General features: G+C 41.1%; 13 protein-coding genes. All 13 read left to right on the top strand.

Annotated features, from left to right (window positions below; genetic code table 11):
* Window positions 1-171: 171 nt before the first annotated feature.
* The 13 genes from HUK49_RS07850 to HUK49_RS07790 all read left to right on the top strand — a co-directional run bounded on the left by HUK49_RS07850 (window position 172) and on the right by HUK49_RS07790 (window position 16,244).
* Window positions 172-1,413: a competence/damage-inducible protein A gene (locus tag HUK49_RS07850; RefSeq protein ID WP_191913298.1), complete on the top strand. Its 1,242-nt coding sequence runs from the start codon at window positions 172-174 to the stop codon at window positions 1,411-1,413.
* Window positions 1,414-1,501: 88 nt separating this feature from the next.
* Window positions 1,502-2,584, top strand: coding sequence for a recombinase RecA (recA, locus tag HUK49_RS07845; protein ID WP_191913297.1), 1,083 nt, complete (start codon window positions 1,502-1,504; stop codon window positions 2,582-2,584).
* A gap of 231 nt (window positions 2,585-2,815) precedes the next feature.
* On the top strand, window positions 2,816-4,375 hold the full coding sequence (rny, locus tag HUK49_RS07840; RefSeq protein ID WP_191913296.1) for a ribonuclease Y: 1,560 nt from the start codon (window positions 2,816-2,818) through the stop codon (window positions 4,373-4,375).
* A gap of 184 nt (window positions 4,376-4,559) precedes the next feature.
* Window positions 4,560-7,193, top strand: a complete 2,634-nt coding sequence (gene mutS / locus HUK49_RS07835) for a DNA mismatch repair protein MutS (protein WP_191913295.1) — start codon at window positions 4,560-4,562, stop codon at window positions 7,191-7,193.
* 10 nt (window positions 7,194-7,203) lie between these two features.
* Window positions 7,204-9,207: a DNA mismatch repair endonuclease MutL gene (mutL, locus tag HUK49_RS07830; RefSeq protein WP_191913294.1), complete on the top strand. Its 2,004-nt coding sequence runs from the start codon at window positions 7,204-7,206 to the stop codon at window positions 9,205-9,207.
* Window positions 9,208-9,224: 17 nt separating this feature from the next.
* On the top strand, window positions 9,225-9,827 hold the full coding sequence (gene ruvA / locus HUK49_RS07825; protein WP_191913293.1) for a Holliday junction branch migration protein RuvA: 603 nt from the start codon (window positions 9,225-9,227) through the stop codon (window positions 9,825-9,827).
* 19 nt (window positions 9,828-9,846) lie between these two features.
* Window positions 9,847-10,863, top strand: a complete 1,017-nt coding sequence (ruvB, locus tag HUK49_RS07820; protein ID WP_191913292.1) for a Holliday junction branch migration DNA helicase RuvB — start codon at window positions 9,847-9,849, stop codon at window positions 10,861-10,863.
* A gap of 7 nt (window positions 10,864-10,870) precedes the next feature.
* Window positions 10,871-11,899 (top strand): tRNA-guanine transglycosylase, encoded by a 1,029-nt coding sequence (locus HUK49_RS07815; protein WP_191913291.1) that lies wholly within the window; start codon window positions 10,871-10,873, stop codon window positions 11,897-11,899.
* A gap of 110 nt (window positions 11,900-12,009) precedes the next feature.
* Window positions 12,010-12,450 carry a preprotein translocase subunit YajC gene (gene yajC / locus HUK49_RS07810; protein WP_191913301.1) on the top strand — a complete coding sequence of 147 codons (441 nt, stop codon included), beginning with the start codon at window positions 12,010-12,012 and terminating at the stop codon, window positions 12,448-12,450.
* 155 nt (window positions 12,451-12,605) lie between these two features.
* Complete coding sequence (gene gnd / locus HUK49_RS07805) at window positions 12,606-13,511, top strand: phosphogluconate dehydrogenase (NAD(+)-dependent, decarboxylating) (RefSeq protein WP_191913290.1); 906 nt, start codon at window positions 12,606-12,608, stop codon at window positions 13,509-13,511.
* Window positions 13,512-13,737: 226 nt separating this feature from the next.
* On the top strand, window positions 13,738-14,691 hold the full coding sequence (locus HUK49_RS07800) for a DHH family phosphoesterase (RefSeq protein ID WP_191913289.1): 954 nt from the start codon (window positions 13,738-13,740) through the stop codon (window positions 14,689-14,691).
* Between the two features lie 16 nt (window positions 14,692-14,707).
* Window positions 14,708-16,084, top strand: coding sequence for a DEAD/DEAH box helicase (locus HUK49_RS07795; protein WP_191913288.1), 1,377 nt, complete (start codon window positions 14,708-14,710; stop codon window positions 16,082-16,084).
* A complete protein-coding gene (locus tag HUK49_RS07790) occupies window positions 16,065-16,244 on the top strand; it encodes a hypothetical protein (protein ID WP_191913287.1) in 180 nt (59 codons plus the stop codon). Before HUK49_RS07795 ends, HUK49_RS07790 begins: the two co-directional genes overlap by 20 nt.
* The last annotated feature ends 37 nt before the right edge of the window (window positions 16,245-16,281 follow it).

The following is a 16,281-nucleotide window of genomic DNA, read 5'->3' as shown; positions in this document are numbered from 1 at the left end:
AAATAGTGGTGCCCATTAAGGTCCTTCTTTCTAATGGAATGTTGTGGTAACACCATTAAAGACCTTGATGGGTTTTTCTGTCTACTTAAATGTTCAACTTAAATTTTACAATCTGCCTTAAAAAATAAAATTAAAGTAATTTTACGTTATTACTAGTTGGAGGCAAAAAACATGAATGCAGAAATTATTTCAGTTGGTGATGAACTGCAGCGTGGTGAAATTGCGAATACTAATTCAGCGTTTTTAGCAAAAAAGCTCAATTCGTTAGGTATTACGGTGGCAACACAAGTAACAGTCGGGGATGATCCAACTGCCATTATTAACTGTGTGCGGGATGCGCAGGATCGCGCGGAGATTATTTTTGTTTGTGGCGGGTTAGGACCAACAGCAGATGATGTTACCTTGTCAGCTGTTGCACGGGGTGTTGGAGCACTGGTAAAGACTGATGATCAAACCTGGCACCACCTCTTGGGGATCTTTGCACAGCGACAAATTCCGGTTCAACCTGAAAATAAGCGACAGGCTCAATATATTGGTGAGCTGATTCCAAACTCGCGGGGACTCGCTTTAGGAAGCTGGTTTAAAGCGGAAAAGCACCGAGTGGTAATTCTTCCCGGACCCCCTGCCGAATTTCAAGCAATGGTGAATCAGGAGGTCCTTCCACGAATTATCAAGGAGTTTAGTATTCAAAAAACGATCAAAACACGAGCACTCCATTTTCTTGGTCGACCTGAATCGACCTTGATGAACGAGTTAAAGCCGATAATGGCAGACTACCCTAACGTTGCTATTACCTCCTATGTCAAACCAACTAATATCGAACTGCGGTTGACGATAATTACAGATGCACAAGCAGATATTAAGGCAATGTTTGATCAGGTGACTGAGGCAATTCTGAAAAAGGAGCAACAATACTATTTGGGAATGGGAAATGACTTTAATTTAGCGAATGAAGTTGTAGGTCTCCTGAAGCAGCAAAAGTTAAAAATTACGGGAGCTGAAAGCTTAACTGGCGGGCTCTTTCAAAGTACGGTTTGTTCAGTTCCTGGAGCTTCAGCAATCTTTGATGGCGGCTTTGTTACCTATGCTGCTGAAGCAAAAATCAGCTTGCTCGGTATCCCAGCTTCACTGATTAAACAAAACGGGGTTGTAAGTAGCGCAACTGCTCAGGCAATGGCAGATTACTCACGAAAAAAACTTGATGCAGATTTTGGAATCGGCTTTACAGGTGTAGCAGGACCCGATGAGCTAGAAGGACAACCAGCCGGAACGGTGTGGATTGGACTAGCACGCAAAGGACAACCTACTATCTCTAAGCAGTTGCGATTGGCTGGATATTTGGGACGACAAGAAATTCGGTTGTTGAGTGTCCAATATGGTCTACAGATGCTTTTACAAGAATTAAAAAAATAACCGAACTATTGTTTGCTAAAATTCTTGTTTTTTTGTCTAAAACTGTTATGATTATTAACGGATATTCCGTTTCAAAGGAGGAATTATTTTGGCTGATCAACGAAAAGCAGCACTTGATGTCGCAATTCGTAAAATTGAAAAGAATTTCGGTAAGGGCTCCATCATGCGAATGGGTGACGCTGCCGATATGAAGATTGCTACAGTTTCAAGTGGTTCATTAGCAATTGATAAGGCCCTTGGTGTAGGTGGTTATCCTCGTGGTCGAATTGTAGAAATCTATGGTCCTGAAAGTTCAGGTAAGACGACCGTAGCTTTACAGGCGGTCGCTGAAGTACAGCGTCAAGGCGGAACGGCTGCCTATATTGACGCGGAAAACGCCCTTGATCCTCAATATGCAGAGGCATTGGGTGTAAATGTCGATGACTTGCTTCTTTCCCAACCTGATACTGGGGAAGAAGGGCTAGAGATTGCAGATGCATTAATTTCCAGTGGAGCAGTTGATTTGGTGGTTGTTGACTCCGTGGCTGCGCTTGTTCCCCGTGCCGAAATTGAGGGTGAGATGGGTGATGCCCATGTTGGTCTTCAAGCACGATTAATGTCGCAAGCATTGCGGAAGCTTTCTGGAGAAATTAATAAGACGAAGACGATTGCCATTTTTATTAACCAAATTCGTGAAAAAGTTGGTGTGATGTTCGGTAATCCAGAAACTACTACTGGTGGTCGAGCATTAAAGTTCTACTCAACAATTCGGATGGAAATTCGTCGGTCTGAACAGATTAAAAACGGGACTAATGTTATTGGTAACCGGACTAAGATTAAAATCGTCAAAAATAAGGTTGCTCCACCATTTAAACGTGCTGAAGTTGACATTATGTATGGTGAGGGAATCTCTAAGACTGGTGAACTTCTTGACATGGCTGTTGAGCAAGATCTTGTTAAGAAATCTGGCGCATGGTACTCATATGGCGATGAACGGATTGGTCAGGGACGTGAAAATGCTAAGAAGTGGTTAGCTGAACACCCTGATAGTATGACCGAGCTGATGAACAAGGTTCGCGAAGCCAATGGAATGGAACCATTAAAGGATACTGCAAATAAGACTCAGAATGAGAAGCAAAGCGCTAATTCTGAAGCAAAGCAAGAAACCATTGAAGAAGCAAGCAAAAAGTAAGAAGTTAAATACTAAGAATTAGATTCTTTAAGTTTAATAACTATTGGTAATAGATAAAGACCGAGAAAATCATTTTGTTTTTCTCGGCCTTCTTTAATTATTGAAAGAATGGTTGACACTAATTAATGGCAAGCTTAAAATTTAATTTGTGTGGTATTTAATTTATCATACGGTTAAATTAAACTAATTAATTGAACCAATAATAAAAATAGTGAAAGCGGAGGTGAAATGATGGAAGCTTTCGGCTTAGTTTTCGCCGCGCTTGCTATGATTATCGGTATTATTATTGGATATGCAATTCATAAAGTTTCTGTTGAAAAGCAACTTAAAGCTGCTAATCAAAGTGCAGAGCAAATTCTTTCCACTGCAAAACAAGATGCAGCGACGGCGAAAAAAGAGGCTATTTTAGAGGCCAAGGAAGAAAGCCATCGTTACCGGGAAAGTGTTGAACAAGAACTGAAACAACGACGGAATGAGGTTCAAAAGCAAGAAGATCGTCTCTTACAACGGGAAACCTCATTAGATCGTAAAGATGATGCTCTTGAAAAGCGAGAAGGTGCTGTTGGTAAACGGGAACACCAACTTGAACAGCAAACTAACCAGTTAAAAGTATCTCAAGAAAAGGCAGATTCATTGATTGAACAGCGACAACAAGAATTGGAAAAAGTTGCTCAACTGTCTCATGATGAAGCGAAGACACAGGTTTTAGATCAGGTTAAGGAAGAGCTAAAGACCGAGCGGGCAATTATGATTCGTGATAGTGAACAAAATGCTGAATTAGTTGCTGATAAGACGGCAAAGAAGTTAATTGTTGAAGCAATTCAACGAAGTGCTGCGGATGTTGTTTCTGAAGCAACGGTTTCGGTTGTTAACTTACCAAACGATGATATGAAAGGGAGAATTATTGGTCGAGAAGGACGGAATATTCGGACCCTGGAAACGTTAACGGGAATTGACTTGATTATCGATGATACTCCTGAAGCCGTTGTGCTAAGTGGCTTTGATCCGGTTCGGCGTGAAATTGCTAAGATTGCCTTGGAAAAGTTGATTCAGGATGGACGGATTCATCCGGCAAGAATTGAAGAGGCTGTTGATAAAGCGCGTCAAGAAATGGATGCTAACCTTCGGGAAACTGGAGAACAGGCTCTGTTTGATCTCGGAATTCATTCAATGCATCCAGACTTGATTAAGACAATTGGACGAATGAAGTACCGGACTAGTTATGGTCAAAACGTTCTTGATCATTCGATTGAGGTTGCTAAGCTTGCTGGAATAATGGCAGCAGAATTAGGAGAAGATGTAACCCTTGCTAAACGGGCAGGTCTTCTTCATGATATTGGAAAAGCAATTGACCACGAAGTTGATGGTTCGCATGTTGAGCTAGGTGTTGAATTAACTACCAAATATAAAGAAAATAAAGTAGTAATCAACACGATTGCTTCACACCACGGTGACGTTCCGGCAAAATCAGTAATTGCTGCGCTGGTTCAGGCTGCTGATGCTATTTCTGGTGCACGTCCTGGTGCGCGGAGTGAATCGCTTGAACAATATATTCAACGCTTAAAGAAACTAGAAAGTATTGCAAATGACCATAATGGTGTCGATCATAGTTACGCAATTCAGGCAGGTCGTGAACTGCGAGTAATAGTCAAACCAAAGAAAATTTCAGATCTTCAAGCAGTTGCTTTGTCCCATGATATTAAACATGAGATTGAACAGGAGCTTGAATACCCTGGTCATATTAAGGTAACTGTTATTCGAGAAACTCGTGCGATCGACTACGCAAAGTAAATAACATGTTAGGGAAAATACTTTAATATGGTAAAGAGACTAGGTTATCTCCTGGCCTCTTTCTTTATTTTGGCGATTCTCTTTCTTGCACTTGAATTACGCAAAAAATATAATAAATAAAGTAAAGATAGGGTAAAAAAACGTTCTAAATTATATAGAGAGAAAATTTACGGGGTGAAATTAGGTGGCAAAGAAAACAACGCCAATGATGGAACAATACCAAAAGGTCAAGGATCAATACCCAGACGCATTTTTATTTTACCGGTTAGGGGACTTTTATGAGCTCTTTAACGATGATGCAATTAAGGGTGCTCAATTGCTTGAGTTAACGCTAACAACAAGAAATCATAGTGCTAAGAACCCCATTCCAATGTGTGGTGTTCCGCATCGAGCCGTAAATAGCTACATTGATGTACTGATTGATAAAGGGTATAAAGTTGCAATTTGCGAGCAAATGGAAGACCCTAAAAAGGCAAAAGGAATGGTTAAGCGGGCAGTTATCCGGTTAATTACTCCGGGAACTCAAATGGATCTGAATGGTGATCAGGCTAAAAATAACAACTACTTAGCGGGAATCATTCGTCAAAATGGTCATTATTATCTGGCTTATACTGATTTATCAACTGGGGAGTTAAAAACAACTGATTTTGCAAGTGAGGACGAAACGATTAACGAGTTGATTAATTTGCAGAGTCGGGAAGTTGTCCTTGATGATTCAGTTGAGGATGATTTTAAGCAGCAGCTAACTAAACGGAATATTTTACAATCACATCAGCCGGAAATTGTGAATGAAGCAGAAGTGAGTTACTTAACTCAAGACTTAACTGATGAGGGGCAGCAAACTGTTGTTTCGCTCCTGGTTTCATATTTGTTAACAACACAAAAACGGTCACTAGCTCATTTGCAAAAAGCAATTTCCTACCGGCCTAGCTCTTTTATGAAGATTGATCATTATTCAAAAACTAACCTTGAATTAATGACCAACATGCGGAGCGGTAAACGACAGGGAACGTTAGCCTGGTTACTTGACGAAACAAAAACAGCAATGGGCAGCCGGCTATTAAAACGGTGGCTAGATCGACCATTAATTGATCCAAAGCAAATTAGTGCTCGCCAGGATAAGGTTCAAGAACTTCTTGAACACTATTTTGAGCGAAATAATATTCAGCAAGAATTGATCAAAGTTTATGACTTAGAGCGCCTTGCTGGTCGTGTGGCATATGGAAGTGTTAACGGTCGAGATCTAATTCAGTTAAAGACTTCATTGCTCCAGGTACCAAAAATTAAATATACCTTAGAGACACTTGACGCACCGGCATTTGCTGACTTAGAAAAGCAGCTTGATCCGTTGAGTGACGTGGCATCCTTGATCGAAAAATCAATTGTTGAAGATCCGCCAATTAGCGTGACTGATGGTGGTGTAATTAAGGATGGTTATGATCAGCAGCTTGATGAGTATCGTGACGCGATGAATAACGGTAAGCAATGGATCGCAGATCTACAAAAGCACGAACGAGAGGTAACGGGAATTAATAACCTCAAGATCGGCTATAACCATGTTTTTGGTTACTACATCGAAGTGACCAAAGTTAACCTCAATAAAATTCCCCGTGACCGCTATGAACGGAAGCAAACACTGGTAAACGCAGAACGGTTCTCAACGCCTGAATTAAAGGAAAAAGAAGCATTGATTTTGGGAGCGCAAGAAAAATCAACCGCACTTGAATATGATGTCTTTGTTAAAATTCGTGAGAAAGTGAAGGGACAAATTAAACGGTTACAAAGCTTGGCTCAAGCGTTGTCGGAATTAGATGTTCTCCAAAGCTTTGCAGTTGTCAGTGAGGATTATCATTTTGTCCGTCCACAAATGAACACGGGGCACGTATTGAAAATCAAGGATGGGCGGCACCCTGTTGTTGAAAAGTTTATGGGGCATCAAGAATATGTTCCTAATGATGTACTGATGGATGAATCAACGGATATTCTTTTGATTACTGGACCGAACATGTCTGGTAAGAGTACCTATATGCGTCAATTAGCATTGACAGCAGTGATGGCTCAAATGGGATGCTTTGTCCCAGCGGAACAGGCAGAATTACCGATTTTTGACCAAATCTTTACCCGGATTGGGGCAGCTGATGACTTAATTTCTGGTGAAAGTACTTTTATGGTTGAAATGATGGAAGCTAATAATGCCTTAGTGCACGCCACTGATCGCAGTTTAATCTTATTTGATGAAATTGGTCGGGGGACTGCTACTTATGATGGGATGGCGTTAGCTCAAGCAATTATTGAATACATTCACGAACATTTGCGGGCTAAAACACTTTTTTCGACTCACTATCATGAGTTAACTGCTCTTGAAACGACTTTGTCGAGGCTAAAAAACGTCCATGTTGGTGCAACAGAAAAGAATGGCGAATTGGTTTTCTTGCATAAGGTGAGCGCCGGACCAGCAGATAAGTCATATGGGATTCACGTTGCTAAATTGGCTGGCATGCCTGAGACTCTACTTAAGCGTGCCGACAAAATTCTTAGCTCTTTAGAAAAAAAGGATGTGAAGTTGCCGACAATTTCTGACTCCGTTGAGCAGCAACCTGAGACAAGTAAGGTTAAAGAAAAGACTACTCATTCTGCTCCTCAGCCGCCATTAGTTGATCCAAATGGGCAACTAGAACTATTTGGATCTCCTACGCCAAAGGCAAAGGATCCGGCAGCTGCAAAAATTATTAAGCAATTAAAGAACCTTAACTTGATGGGGATGACACCGATGGACGTTATGAACCAAATTTATCAATGGCAGCAAAAGTTAAAGTAAGGTGGCATAGATGGGAAAGATCCATGAATTAACTAATGTCTTAGCGGATCAAATTGCCGCTGGGGAAGTAATTGAACGGCCAGCGTCAATTGTTAAGGAACTGGTCGAAAATTCGTTAGACGCCAACAGTAAGAGAATTGACATTATTGTAGAAAATTCTGGCCTAGATAGTATTAGAGTGATTGACGATGGATCTGGAATTGCGGATGATGATGTTGAAATTGCATTTAAACGTCATGCTACTAGTAAGATTACAACTCGGCGTGATCTTTTTAAGGTCCGGACGATGGGGTTCCGTGGCGAAGCTTTGCCAAGTATCGCCTCAGTCGCTGATGTTACTTTAACAACAGCGACACCAGGTAGTACGACTGGTTCCTTAATCCATATTCATGGTGGTGAATTAGTTGATGTAAAGCCAGGACCAGCGCGTCAAGGAACTGACGTGGTTGTTCGTGAGCTTTTCTTTAATACCCCAGCACGGTTAAAATATTTGAAATCACCCCAAACTGAATTAGCACGAATTACCGATATCGTGAATCGTTTGGCTCTGGCTAATCCGCAAGTAGCGTTTAGCCTGACGCATAATAATAAGGAACTATTCCGAACTGCGGGGAATGATAATTTGCAACAGGTTGTTGCTGCAATTTACGGGATTCAGGTCGGCAAGAAAATGCTTCCCTTTGCGGGAGAAGATAATGATTTTAAGATTAGTGGCCTAGTTTCCTTACCTGAACTTACGCGCGCATCACGTCAGTACATCACGATCACGATTAACCATCGTTATATTCGTAATTTTGAATTAACGAAAGCAATTATCAATGGCTACGAATCAAAATTGATGGTTGGTCGTTACCCAATTGCTGTCCTTAATATTCAGCTGGATCCAGTATTAGTTGATGTTAATGTGCATCCAGCAAAACGTGAGGTCCGGTTGAGTAAAGAACCGCAGCTGGCGGGGCTAATTGCTAAGGTTATTCGCCAACGGATATCAACAGAAAATTTAATTCCCGATGTGGACGCTAAGCAATTTATTCCTGACGAACCAGATGTGGACGATTTGGAACGACAACTGAATGAGGCAGCTAAACAGTACGAAACCCCATCGACTAGTTTTACTCATTCATCTACCGCTTCGTCTTCTGCAACTGTAATTACAAATGGGGGACCAGCGGATGTTGATGCAGCCGATAGCATTGTTCACGAACCAGTTGTTATCCATAAGAAAGGTGAACTGGTAAGTTTGCAGATGCAAAAATTTGATCAACGCTATCATGACGAGGGAATTGCTTATCCGTTTGGTAGTCCAGATGAGCAGGCTCCCCAGAAACCTACCCGGGCGGAAAGTATTGAACTAGATGTGCACGATAAAAGTGATCAATCGCAAAAACGTTTTCCTGATTTACAATATATTGGCCAGTTGCAAGGAACTTTCCTCTTAGCACAGGCGGGGGATGGGTTATATATTGTTGATCAACATGCTGCTCAAGAACGAATTAATTATGAAAAGTTTCGTAAAGAGATTGGTCAAGTAAGCGATGATCAACAAACCTTTTTAGTGCCATTAGTGTTAAATTATTCAACAGTTGATACGATGACCATTACTCAACACTTGGATACGCTTGAAGCAGTTGGTCTTCACTTAGAATCCTTTGGCCCGAATAGTTTTATTTTACGTTCTCATCCAACCTGGTTTGCAGAAGGGCAGGAAGAAGCAACTGCTAAGGAAATGATTGAATGGTTAATTAATGATGGAAAAATTTCAGTTCACGATTTTCGTCAGCGGACTGCAATTATGATGAGTTGTAAACGGGCGATTAAAGCTAATCATCACCTTGATGATCGTGAAGCTAAGGCACTTTTACAGCGATTGCCAAAATGTGAAAATCCCTTTAATTGTCCACACGGTAGGCCAGTGACGGTTCACTTTAACGACCGTGACTTAGAAAAAATGTTTAAGCGGATTCAAGATTCACATGTCCCATTTGCTCAAGATTTTGATGAACATGAATTTTAAAAGAGGAGTACAAGAGAATGTATGAATACCTAACCGGACTAGTTACAGTAGTCGAACCGCGTTACATTGTGGTCGAAGTAAACGGGATCGGCTACCGACTATTAGTTGCTAATCCTTACCGTTATCATATTGACAAGCAACAAAAAGTAACCGTCTATGTTTACCAAGCTGTTCGTGATGATGATATTTCGTTATTTGGCTTTAGTGATGAAGACGAGAAACAGTTGTTTATGCAGTTGATTAATGTTTCTGGAATTGGCCCCAAAAGCGCTTTGGCAATTTTGGCCAATCCGGATCATGAAGGGTTAATTAATGCAATTGCCAACGATGATGTTAAATACCTGACTAAATTTCCGGGAATTGGCAAGAAAACTGCTTCACAGATTTGCTTAGATCTTAAGGATAAGATTGAACGTTTGACACCGAGTGAGGCAAACCTGTTAAAGCCGCTATTGCCAGAGGGTGAAGATGGTAATGAGGCTTTACAGGATGCTCTAGAAGCGTTGACTGCTTTAGGTTATAAAGAACGGGAAGTTAAACGAATTAAAAAAGAACTGGCAAAAGAAGCAGAAACTTCTACGGAAGAATATCTTCGTCATGCTTTAAGGCTACTAAACTAGAGGAAGGGGGTTAGAGAAGATGGCAGATCAAGATGAACATGAACTAGTTTCCGGTAAGACAACAGGAAAAGCGGAGTCGGCGTTTGAATTAACTCTTCGTCCACAAAATTTAGCTGATTATATTGGTCAAGCCAAGATCAAGCATGAATTAAATATCTATATTAAGGCCGCAAAAGAACGGGAAGAAGCATTGGATCATGTTCTTCTATACGGCCCACCTGGTTTGGGAAAGACTACTCTCGCAATGGTAATTACCAATGAACTGGGAGTAAATATCAAAACAACGAGTGGCCCGGCAATTGAAAAGCCAGGAGACCTTGTAGCCTTGCTGAATGAATTGAAGCCAGGAGATGTCTTGTTTATTGATGAAATTCATCGCTTGCCCAAAGTAGTTGAGGAAATGCTATACTCCGCAATGGAAGATTACTATATTGATATTGTAATTGGTGAGGGTCCAACAGCCCACCCCGTTCATTTTCCCCTACCGCCCTTTACTTTAATTGGTGCAACAACTCGTGCTGGAATGCTATCTGCCCCGCTGCGAGATCGTTTCGGAATTGTAGAACATATGAGTTACTATAACCAAGATGAATTAACAAGGATTATTTTTCGTTCAGCTGGTATTTTTCAAACAAAAATTGAAGATGGGGGAGCGCATGAATTAGCCTTACGTTCACGAGGAACGCCACGAATTGCTAATCGCTTATTGAAACGGGTTCGTGATTTTGCTCAAGTGGCTGGAAAGGGCTCGATCGATTTAGTGAGTGTCCGTCAGGCATTAAAACTCCTTCAAATTGATGATCAGGGTCTTGACGAAATTGACCGGAAGCTTCTTTTGACAATGATTAACTATTATCATGGTGGTCCAGTAGGGCTAAAAACAATCGCAGCTAACATTGGTGAAGAAAAGTCAACAATTGAAGAAATGTACGAACCGTACCTTCTGCAAATCGGTTATTTGACGCGAACTGCACGGGGAAGAATGGTTACAGCAGCTGCCTATAAGCATTTAGGTTTGGAGTACCCGGCAAAGTGAGGTTGTTATGAATAGGTATTTTGAAATTAAGCAGACTGAGGAGGGATTACGCACCGGGAAATTGGTGGTTAATGGGCTAGAACTGAGGACGCCACTGCTTGTTCACTCGGAAAACGTAATTCGATACTTAAGGCCAGAACAAGTCCGCGCTACTAATACTAAGGCTTTATATTATGATCCAATAGTTCTTGCAAAAGAACTGGGCAAAAGAGATCTTGCCGATTTGCCTGATTTACACCGGGTACTCGGTTGGCAAGGGGTCCTTTTTACAACTTCTGGTGCTACTGAAATTGGTAAACTTGCCAAGCCACGAGGATACAAGGCTAATGGGGTTAATTTTCGACTGCCCAATCAGGGACAATTAATTAGCTTATCACCGAAAAAGGCAATCCAGCTTCAAGAACAATCGGGAGCAGACATAACTGAACAACTATATCGTGACGTAAATTATTATGCTCCGGTTGATGACTTAGCTGCCGCGGTGGAATTAACGGGACGTTGGCATTCAGCTAATCAGAATGAATTATTTCCAATTACTGGTGGCGGCTTGGAAAAGCTTCATCGGCAAAGTGTTGATTCTGTAACCGGACAGCAACCGTTTGGCTATTTTGTTACCCAAACTGAACAGATTGATTCACTTGCTGAAATTAAGCGTAATCTTGCAGCAATAATAAAGTTACTGCCGTTTGAAAGTCTGCGGGTAACGAAGACAAAGGCTAATTTCGAACAATTAATAACGGTAATTCGTTCAGGGATTGATGTAGTTTACTCTGATGTTGCTGTTCACGAAGCAGTAATGGGCAATGCGTTGGTGGATAAGGGAAAGCGCCTTGATTTTACTCGGGACTCCTTTAGTGATGACTGGGAAACTATTGATTCAGGATGTCAGTGTCCTGTATGTACCAGTCGCTATTCACGCGCTTATCTTCATTACCTTGCCAGAACAAATTCGCCACAATACACCAGTGTAATCTCGGAACATAATCTCTTCTGGCTAAACCAATTTGTAGCTAACCTTAGTTCGAAAATTAATTGATTTTGATCACTATTCTACCTAGTAGTGAGTAGCTTTTTACCGTGTTTTTTGTTACAGTTAAACTTGAAGAATTTTGAAGGGATGGATATTCAGTGAACGGGTTACAATTTATGAACCTTGGCGCTGCATCAAGCAGTGCTAGTAGTTATTCTGGAATGATTTTAATCATTCTAATGATTGCTTTAATGTATTTCTTTATGATTCGCCCACAACAAAAGCAACGGAAACAACATCAAGATATGATGAGTCAGTTGCACAAGGGTGATGAAGTTGTCACAATTGGTCGGATGCACGGTAAAATTGATTCAATTAACCGTGAAGACCGGACAGTTACTTTGGACTGTGAAGGAATTTACTTAACTTTTGATATGGTAGCAATTGCGCGGGTTGTTAAACCAGCGGATACTGCAGAAACTAAGGCTGAAGATAAGCCAGCCGAGGAAGCTACTGAAAAAGAAGAAACTAGCTCTGACACTAAGGAAGAACTAGCTGCTTCTGATTCAGCCAAGTCTGAAGCGCCAGCATCAGATGACAATAATGATGAAAAGTAATTGACACGTATAGCGAAACGTGGGAAACTTTTAAAGAACGTTATTGCAAGCCTTTTAGTTTGTAATTTCATAATGACAATAAGCTATTGCCATTATTATTGTTGAGTGTTCGCATTTTCGCTCATCACGACTGTAAAACAGGAGGGAATTTTAGAATGCAAATTGGATTGATTGGTTTAGGTAAGATGGGTATTCACCTTGCTCAAAACATGATGAACAATGGTAACGATGTTGTTGCCTTTGATTTGGATCAAGACCTTGTTGATGAAGCTGCATCTTATGGTGCAACTAAGTCAAGTAGTCTTGAAGACATGGTTGCTAAGCTTGACAAGCCACGTACTGTATGGGTAATGGTTCCAGCCGGAAAGCCAACTGACAGCACCATGGAAAAGTTAGCTGAATTGCTTGATGCTGATGATGTTGTTATTGATGGTGGTAATACTTTCTGGAAAGATTCTATGGGTCACAACCGTATGTTTACCGAAAAGGGTATTCACTACTTTGACTGCGGTTCCTCCGGTGGTTGGAAGGGTGCCCTTAAGGATGGTAACTTCATGATCGGTGGGGATGACAAGAAGGTCTTTGACGAACGTCTTGCTCCACTTTATGATGGTATCGCTGAAAAGGATGGTTACCTTTACACTGGTAAGGCTGGTTCTGGTCACTACCTTAAGATGGTTCACAACGCAATTGAATACGGTATGATGGAAGCCATGGGTGAAGGTTTCGAAGTTCTTGAAGCTTCTGACTTTGACTACGACAACGCAGCTGTTGCTAAGATGTGGAACCACGGTTCTGTTATCCGTTCATGGCTGATGGAATTGGCTCAAGAAGCCTTTGAAAAGGATCCTCACCTTGATAAGATTGCTGGCCGGATGCACAGTTCTGGTGAAACTCACTGGACTTTGATGGATGCTATGGACAAGCAAGTTCCAACTCCAGTTATCTACGAAGCATTAAGTCAACGGTTCCGTTCAATGCAAGATGACAGCTTTGATGGTAAGGTTGTTTCTGCATTACGGAATGGCTTCGGTGGCCACGCAATGGACAAGGCTAAGTAAACCTTAAATAATAATACAGAGTAGGAAGTTTAGTTTAATTATATAAATTTCCTAATCACAATGGGTCAGGCATTCACACTGTGAGTGCTTTGACCCATTTATTTTATTGGTTTAGTGGCAGTAGCCTAGACATTTAATTAACTTATCGGTAAAATTAATATTTTAATCAAACTGGTTAGCAGTGCTATAATTTTAAAGAGTACTAATTTAGAAACGGAGATATGACATGGCTGATCAATTAGAAGCAATTCTTGAACAAATCAAAAAATATAATAAGATTATTATTCATCGTCATCAACGACCGGATCCTGATGCTATTGGGTCGCAGATCGGTTTGGCTGAGATCCTTAAAGCATCATTTCCCTATAAGCAAATTTACGTTGTGGGGAAAGATATTCCTGGCTTAGATTGGATTGGTCAAATGGATGAAATTGACGGGCAAACTTTTGATGGCGCCTTAGTAATTGTTACTGATACAGCGAATGCTCCCCGAATCGATGATCGCCGCTTCGATAACGGTGACAAGTTAATAAAAATTGATCACCATCCGAATGATGAACCATATGGCGACTTAATGTGGGTTGAACCAGAAGCATCGAGTTGTTCAGAAATGATTTATTCTTTCTATCAACATTTTGCAAAGGATTTAAAGTTGCCAAAGAAGGCTGCTTCGGCGCTTTATGCAGGAATTATTGGGGATACAGGACGGTTCTTATATCCCGCCACTACCCCACGGACAATGTTGGTAGCGGGTGCACTAATGGCTGCGGGTGCTGATGCCTCAGCAATTAGTCAGCGAGAAAATGAAATTTCCGAACCAGTGGCGCGCTTATCAGCCTATGTTTATGAAAACTTAACGATCAATGAGAGTGGCGCAGCTTACATTGTTTTGGACAATGACACCTTGACCAAGTTTGGTCTTACTGAAGCTGGCACTTCAGCTGTCGTTTCACTTCCTGGACGAATTCAAAATGTTTTAGCGTGGGCAATATTCGTAGAACAAGAGGATGGCCATTTTCGGATTCGTTTACGTTCAAAGGGCCCGGTAATTAATGAGCTTGCTAAGAATCATGATGGTGGCGGACATCCACTAGCAAGTGGTGCTAAGGCGGCAGATCACGCTGAAATTAGTCAAGTTATAAAAGAATTAGATACATTGGTAAGTGAATACCAAAAGTAACGAAGGGAGGCCAATGATGGGTCAAACAAAAACATTTGCTGATTTTAATTTGCAACCATACCTTTTAGACGCGATTAAAGAGATTAACTTTCACCAACCAACTCCGGTTCAGGAAAAGGTGATTCCATTAATTCTAAAAGGTGAAAGTGTTGTTGGACAGTCAGCAACTGGTAGTGGAAAAACACATGCCTTTCTATTGCCGATCTTTTCTCAATTAGATCCTGCTAAACAAGAGGTTCAAGCAGTAATAACTACTCCAAGTCGTGAACTTGCCTACCAGATATATGCAGCCGCAAAGCAATTAAACAAGCATTTGCCTACACCAGTAACAATTCATAATTATGTTGGTGGAACTGATAAGCAACACCAGATTGAGCAACTGAAGCGTCAGCAACCACAATTAGTAATTGGAACTCCAGGACGAGTATTAGACTTGATCAAGAGTCAAGCACTTGATATTCATACCGCAACTAAGTTTGTTGTTGATGAAGCAGATATGACACTTGATATGGGATTTCTGGATCAAGCTGATCAAATTGCTAGTCATTTTCCTGATGATCTTCAGATGATGGTCTTTTCTGCTACGATACCGCAAAAATTGCGACCATTTTTGAAAAAATATATGGAAAATCCGGTAATGGAGGAAATCCCAACAGAGACCGTAATTAATCCTGACGTTAAAAACTGGTTAATGTCGACTAAGGGTCGGGATAAAAACCAGTTAATATACCAATTACTAACAATGGGCGAACCTTACTTGGCATTGGTTTTTGCGAATACTAAAGAGCGGGCAATTGAGCTGGCTACGTATTTAGGTGAGCAGGGATTGAAGGTTGCCTTAATTCATGGTGGCTTAGAAGCGCGGCGGCGGAAGAGAACGATGCGTCAGATTCGTGATCTTGACTTTCAATATGTTGTTGCAACAGATTTAGCAGCACGGGGAATCGATATTGATGGGGTTTCTTTGGTAATTAACGATGATATTCCAAGCGACTTGGAATACTTTATTCACCGTGTTGGCCGGACTGGCCGAAACGGAATGCCGGGAACTGCAATTACCCTTTATGCTCCTTCTGAGGATGAATTAATTGCTAAATTGGAAGACCGCGGAATTAAGTTTGTGCCAAAAGAAATTCGTCATGGTCGAATTGTTACAACTCATGATCGTAACCGTCGGCAAAATTATAGTCGCCGCCAAGCAAAACTTGATCCTTCAATGAAGGGCTTTGTGAAGAAGACAAAGAAGAAGATTAAGCCGGGTTATAAAAAACGAATTAAGCGGGCAATTCGTGAGGATGAGCAGCAAAAGAAAAAACAAGAATTAAGACATAAAATCCGGAAAGCTAAACGGGCACGACAACGACAACATCGTCGTGAACGAAATAGCCGTTGATTTTGCGATTATTATTCGTTATAATATGATTCGTCTGGGACATATTAGTCAAGGCCTGCATTCCAGAGACAACTGGGGTGGTGCGACAGTTGATGCGGTTTTAGCTAATGCTACCCATTCAGAAAATTTAATATTAAACTTACTTTTAAGTAAGAAATAAGAGGTTAACGAAATCCATCGTTGCAATCAGAGTGGTA

The organism is Limosilactobacillus portuensis, assembly GCF_014838735.1.
Lineage (GTDB): Bacteria > Bacillota > Bacilli > Lactobacillales > Lactobacillaceae > Limosilactobacillus > Limosilactobacillus portuensis.
The sequence above is the reverse complement of the archived record's forward strand: the minus strand, read 5'-3'. Positions and strand labels throughout refer to the sequence as shown.

Coding starts and splice junctions, on each gene's coding strand:
- yajC (WP_191913301.1), top strand. CDS start 12,010: ATGAACCTTGGCGCTGCATCAAGCAGTGCTAGTAGTTATTCTGGAATG.
- gnd (WP_191913290.1), top strand. CDS start 12,606: ATGCAAATTGGATTGATTGGTTTAGGTAAGATGGGTATTCACCTTGCT.
- ruvA (WP_191913293.1), top strand. CDS start 9,225: ATGTATGAATACCTAACCGGACTAGTTACAGTAGTCGAACCGCGTTAC.
- HUK49_RS07850 (WP_191913298.1), top strand. CDS start 172: ATGAATGCAGAAATTATTTCAGTTGGTGATGAACTGCAGCGTGGTGAA.
- ruvB (WP_191913292.1), top strand. CDS start 9,847: ATGGCAGATCAAGATGAACATGAACTAGTTTCCGGTAAGACAACAGGA.
- HUK49_RS07795 (WP_191913288.1), top strand. CDS start 14,708: ATGGGTCAAACAAAAACATTTGCTGATTTTAATTTGCAACCATACCTT.
- rny (WP_191913296.1), top strand. CDS start 2,816: ATGGAAGCTTTCGGCTTAGTTTTCGCCGCGCTTGCTATGATTATCGGT.
- mutL (WP_191913294.1), top strand. CDS start 7,204: ATGGGAAAGATCCATGAATTAACTAATGTCTTAGCGGATCAAATTGCC.
- HUK49_RS07800 (WP_191913289.1), top strand. CDS start 13,738: ATGGCTGATCAATTAGAAGCAATTCTTGAACAAATCAAAAAATATAAT.
- HUK49_RS07815 (WP_191913291.1), top strand. CDS start 10,871: ATGAATAGGTATTTTGAAATTAAGCAGACTGAGGAGGGATTACGCACC.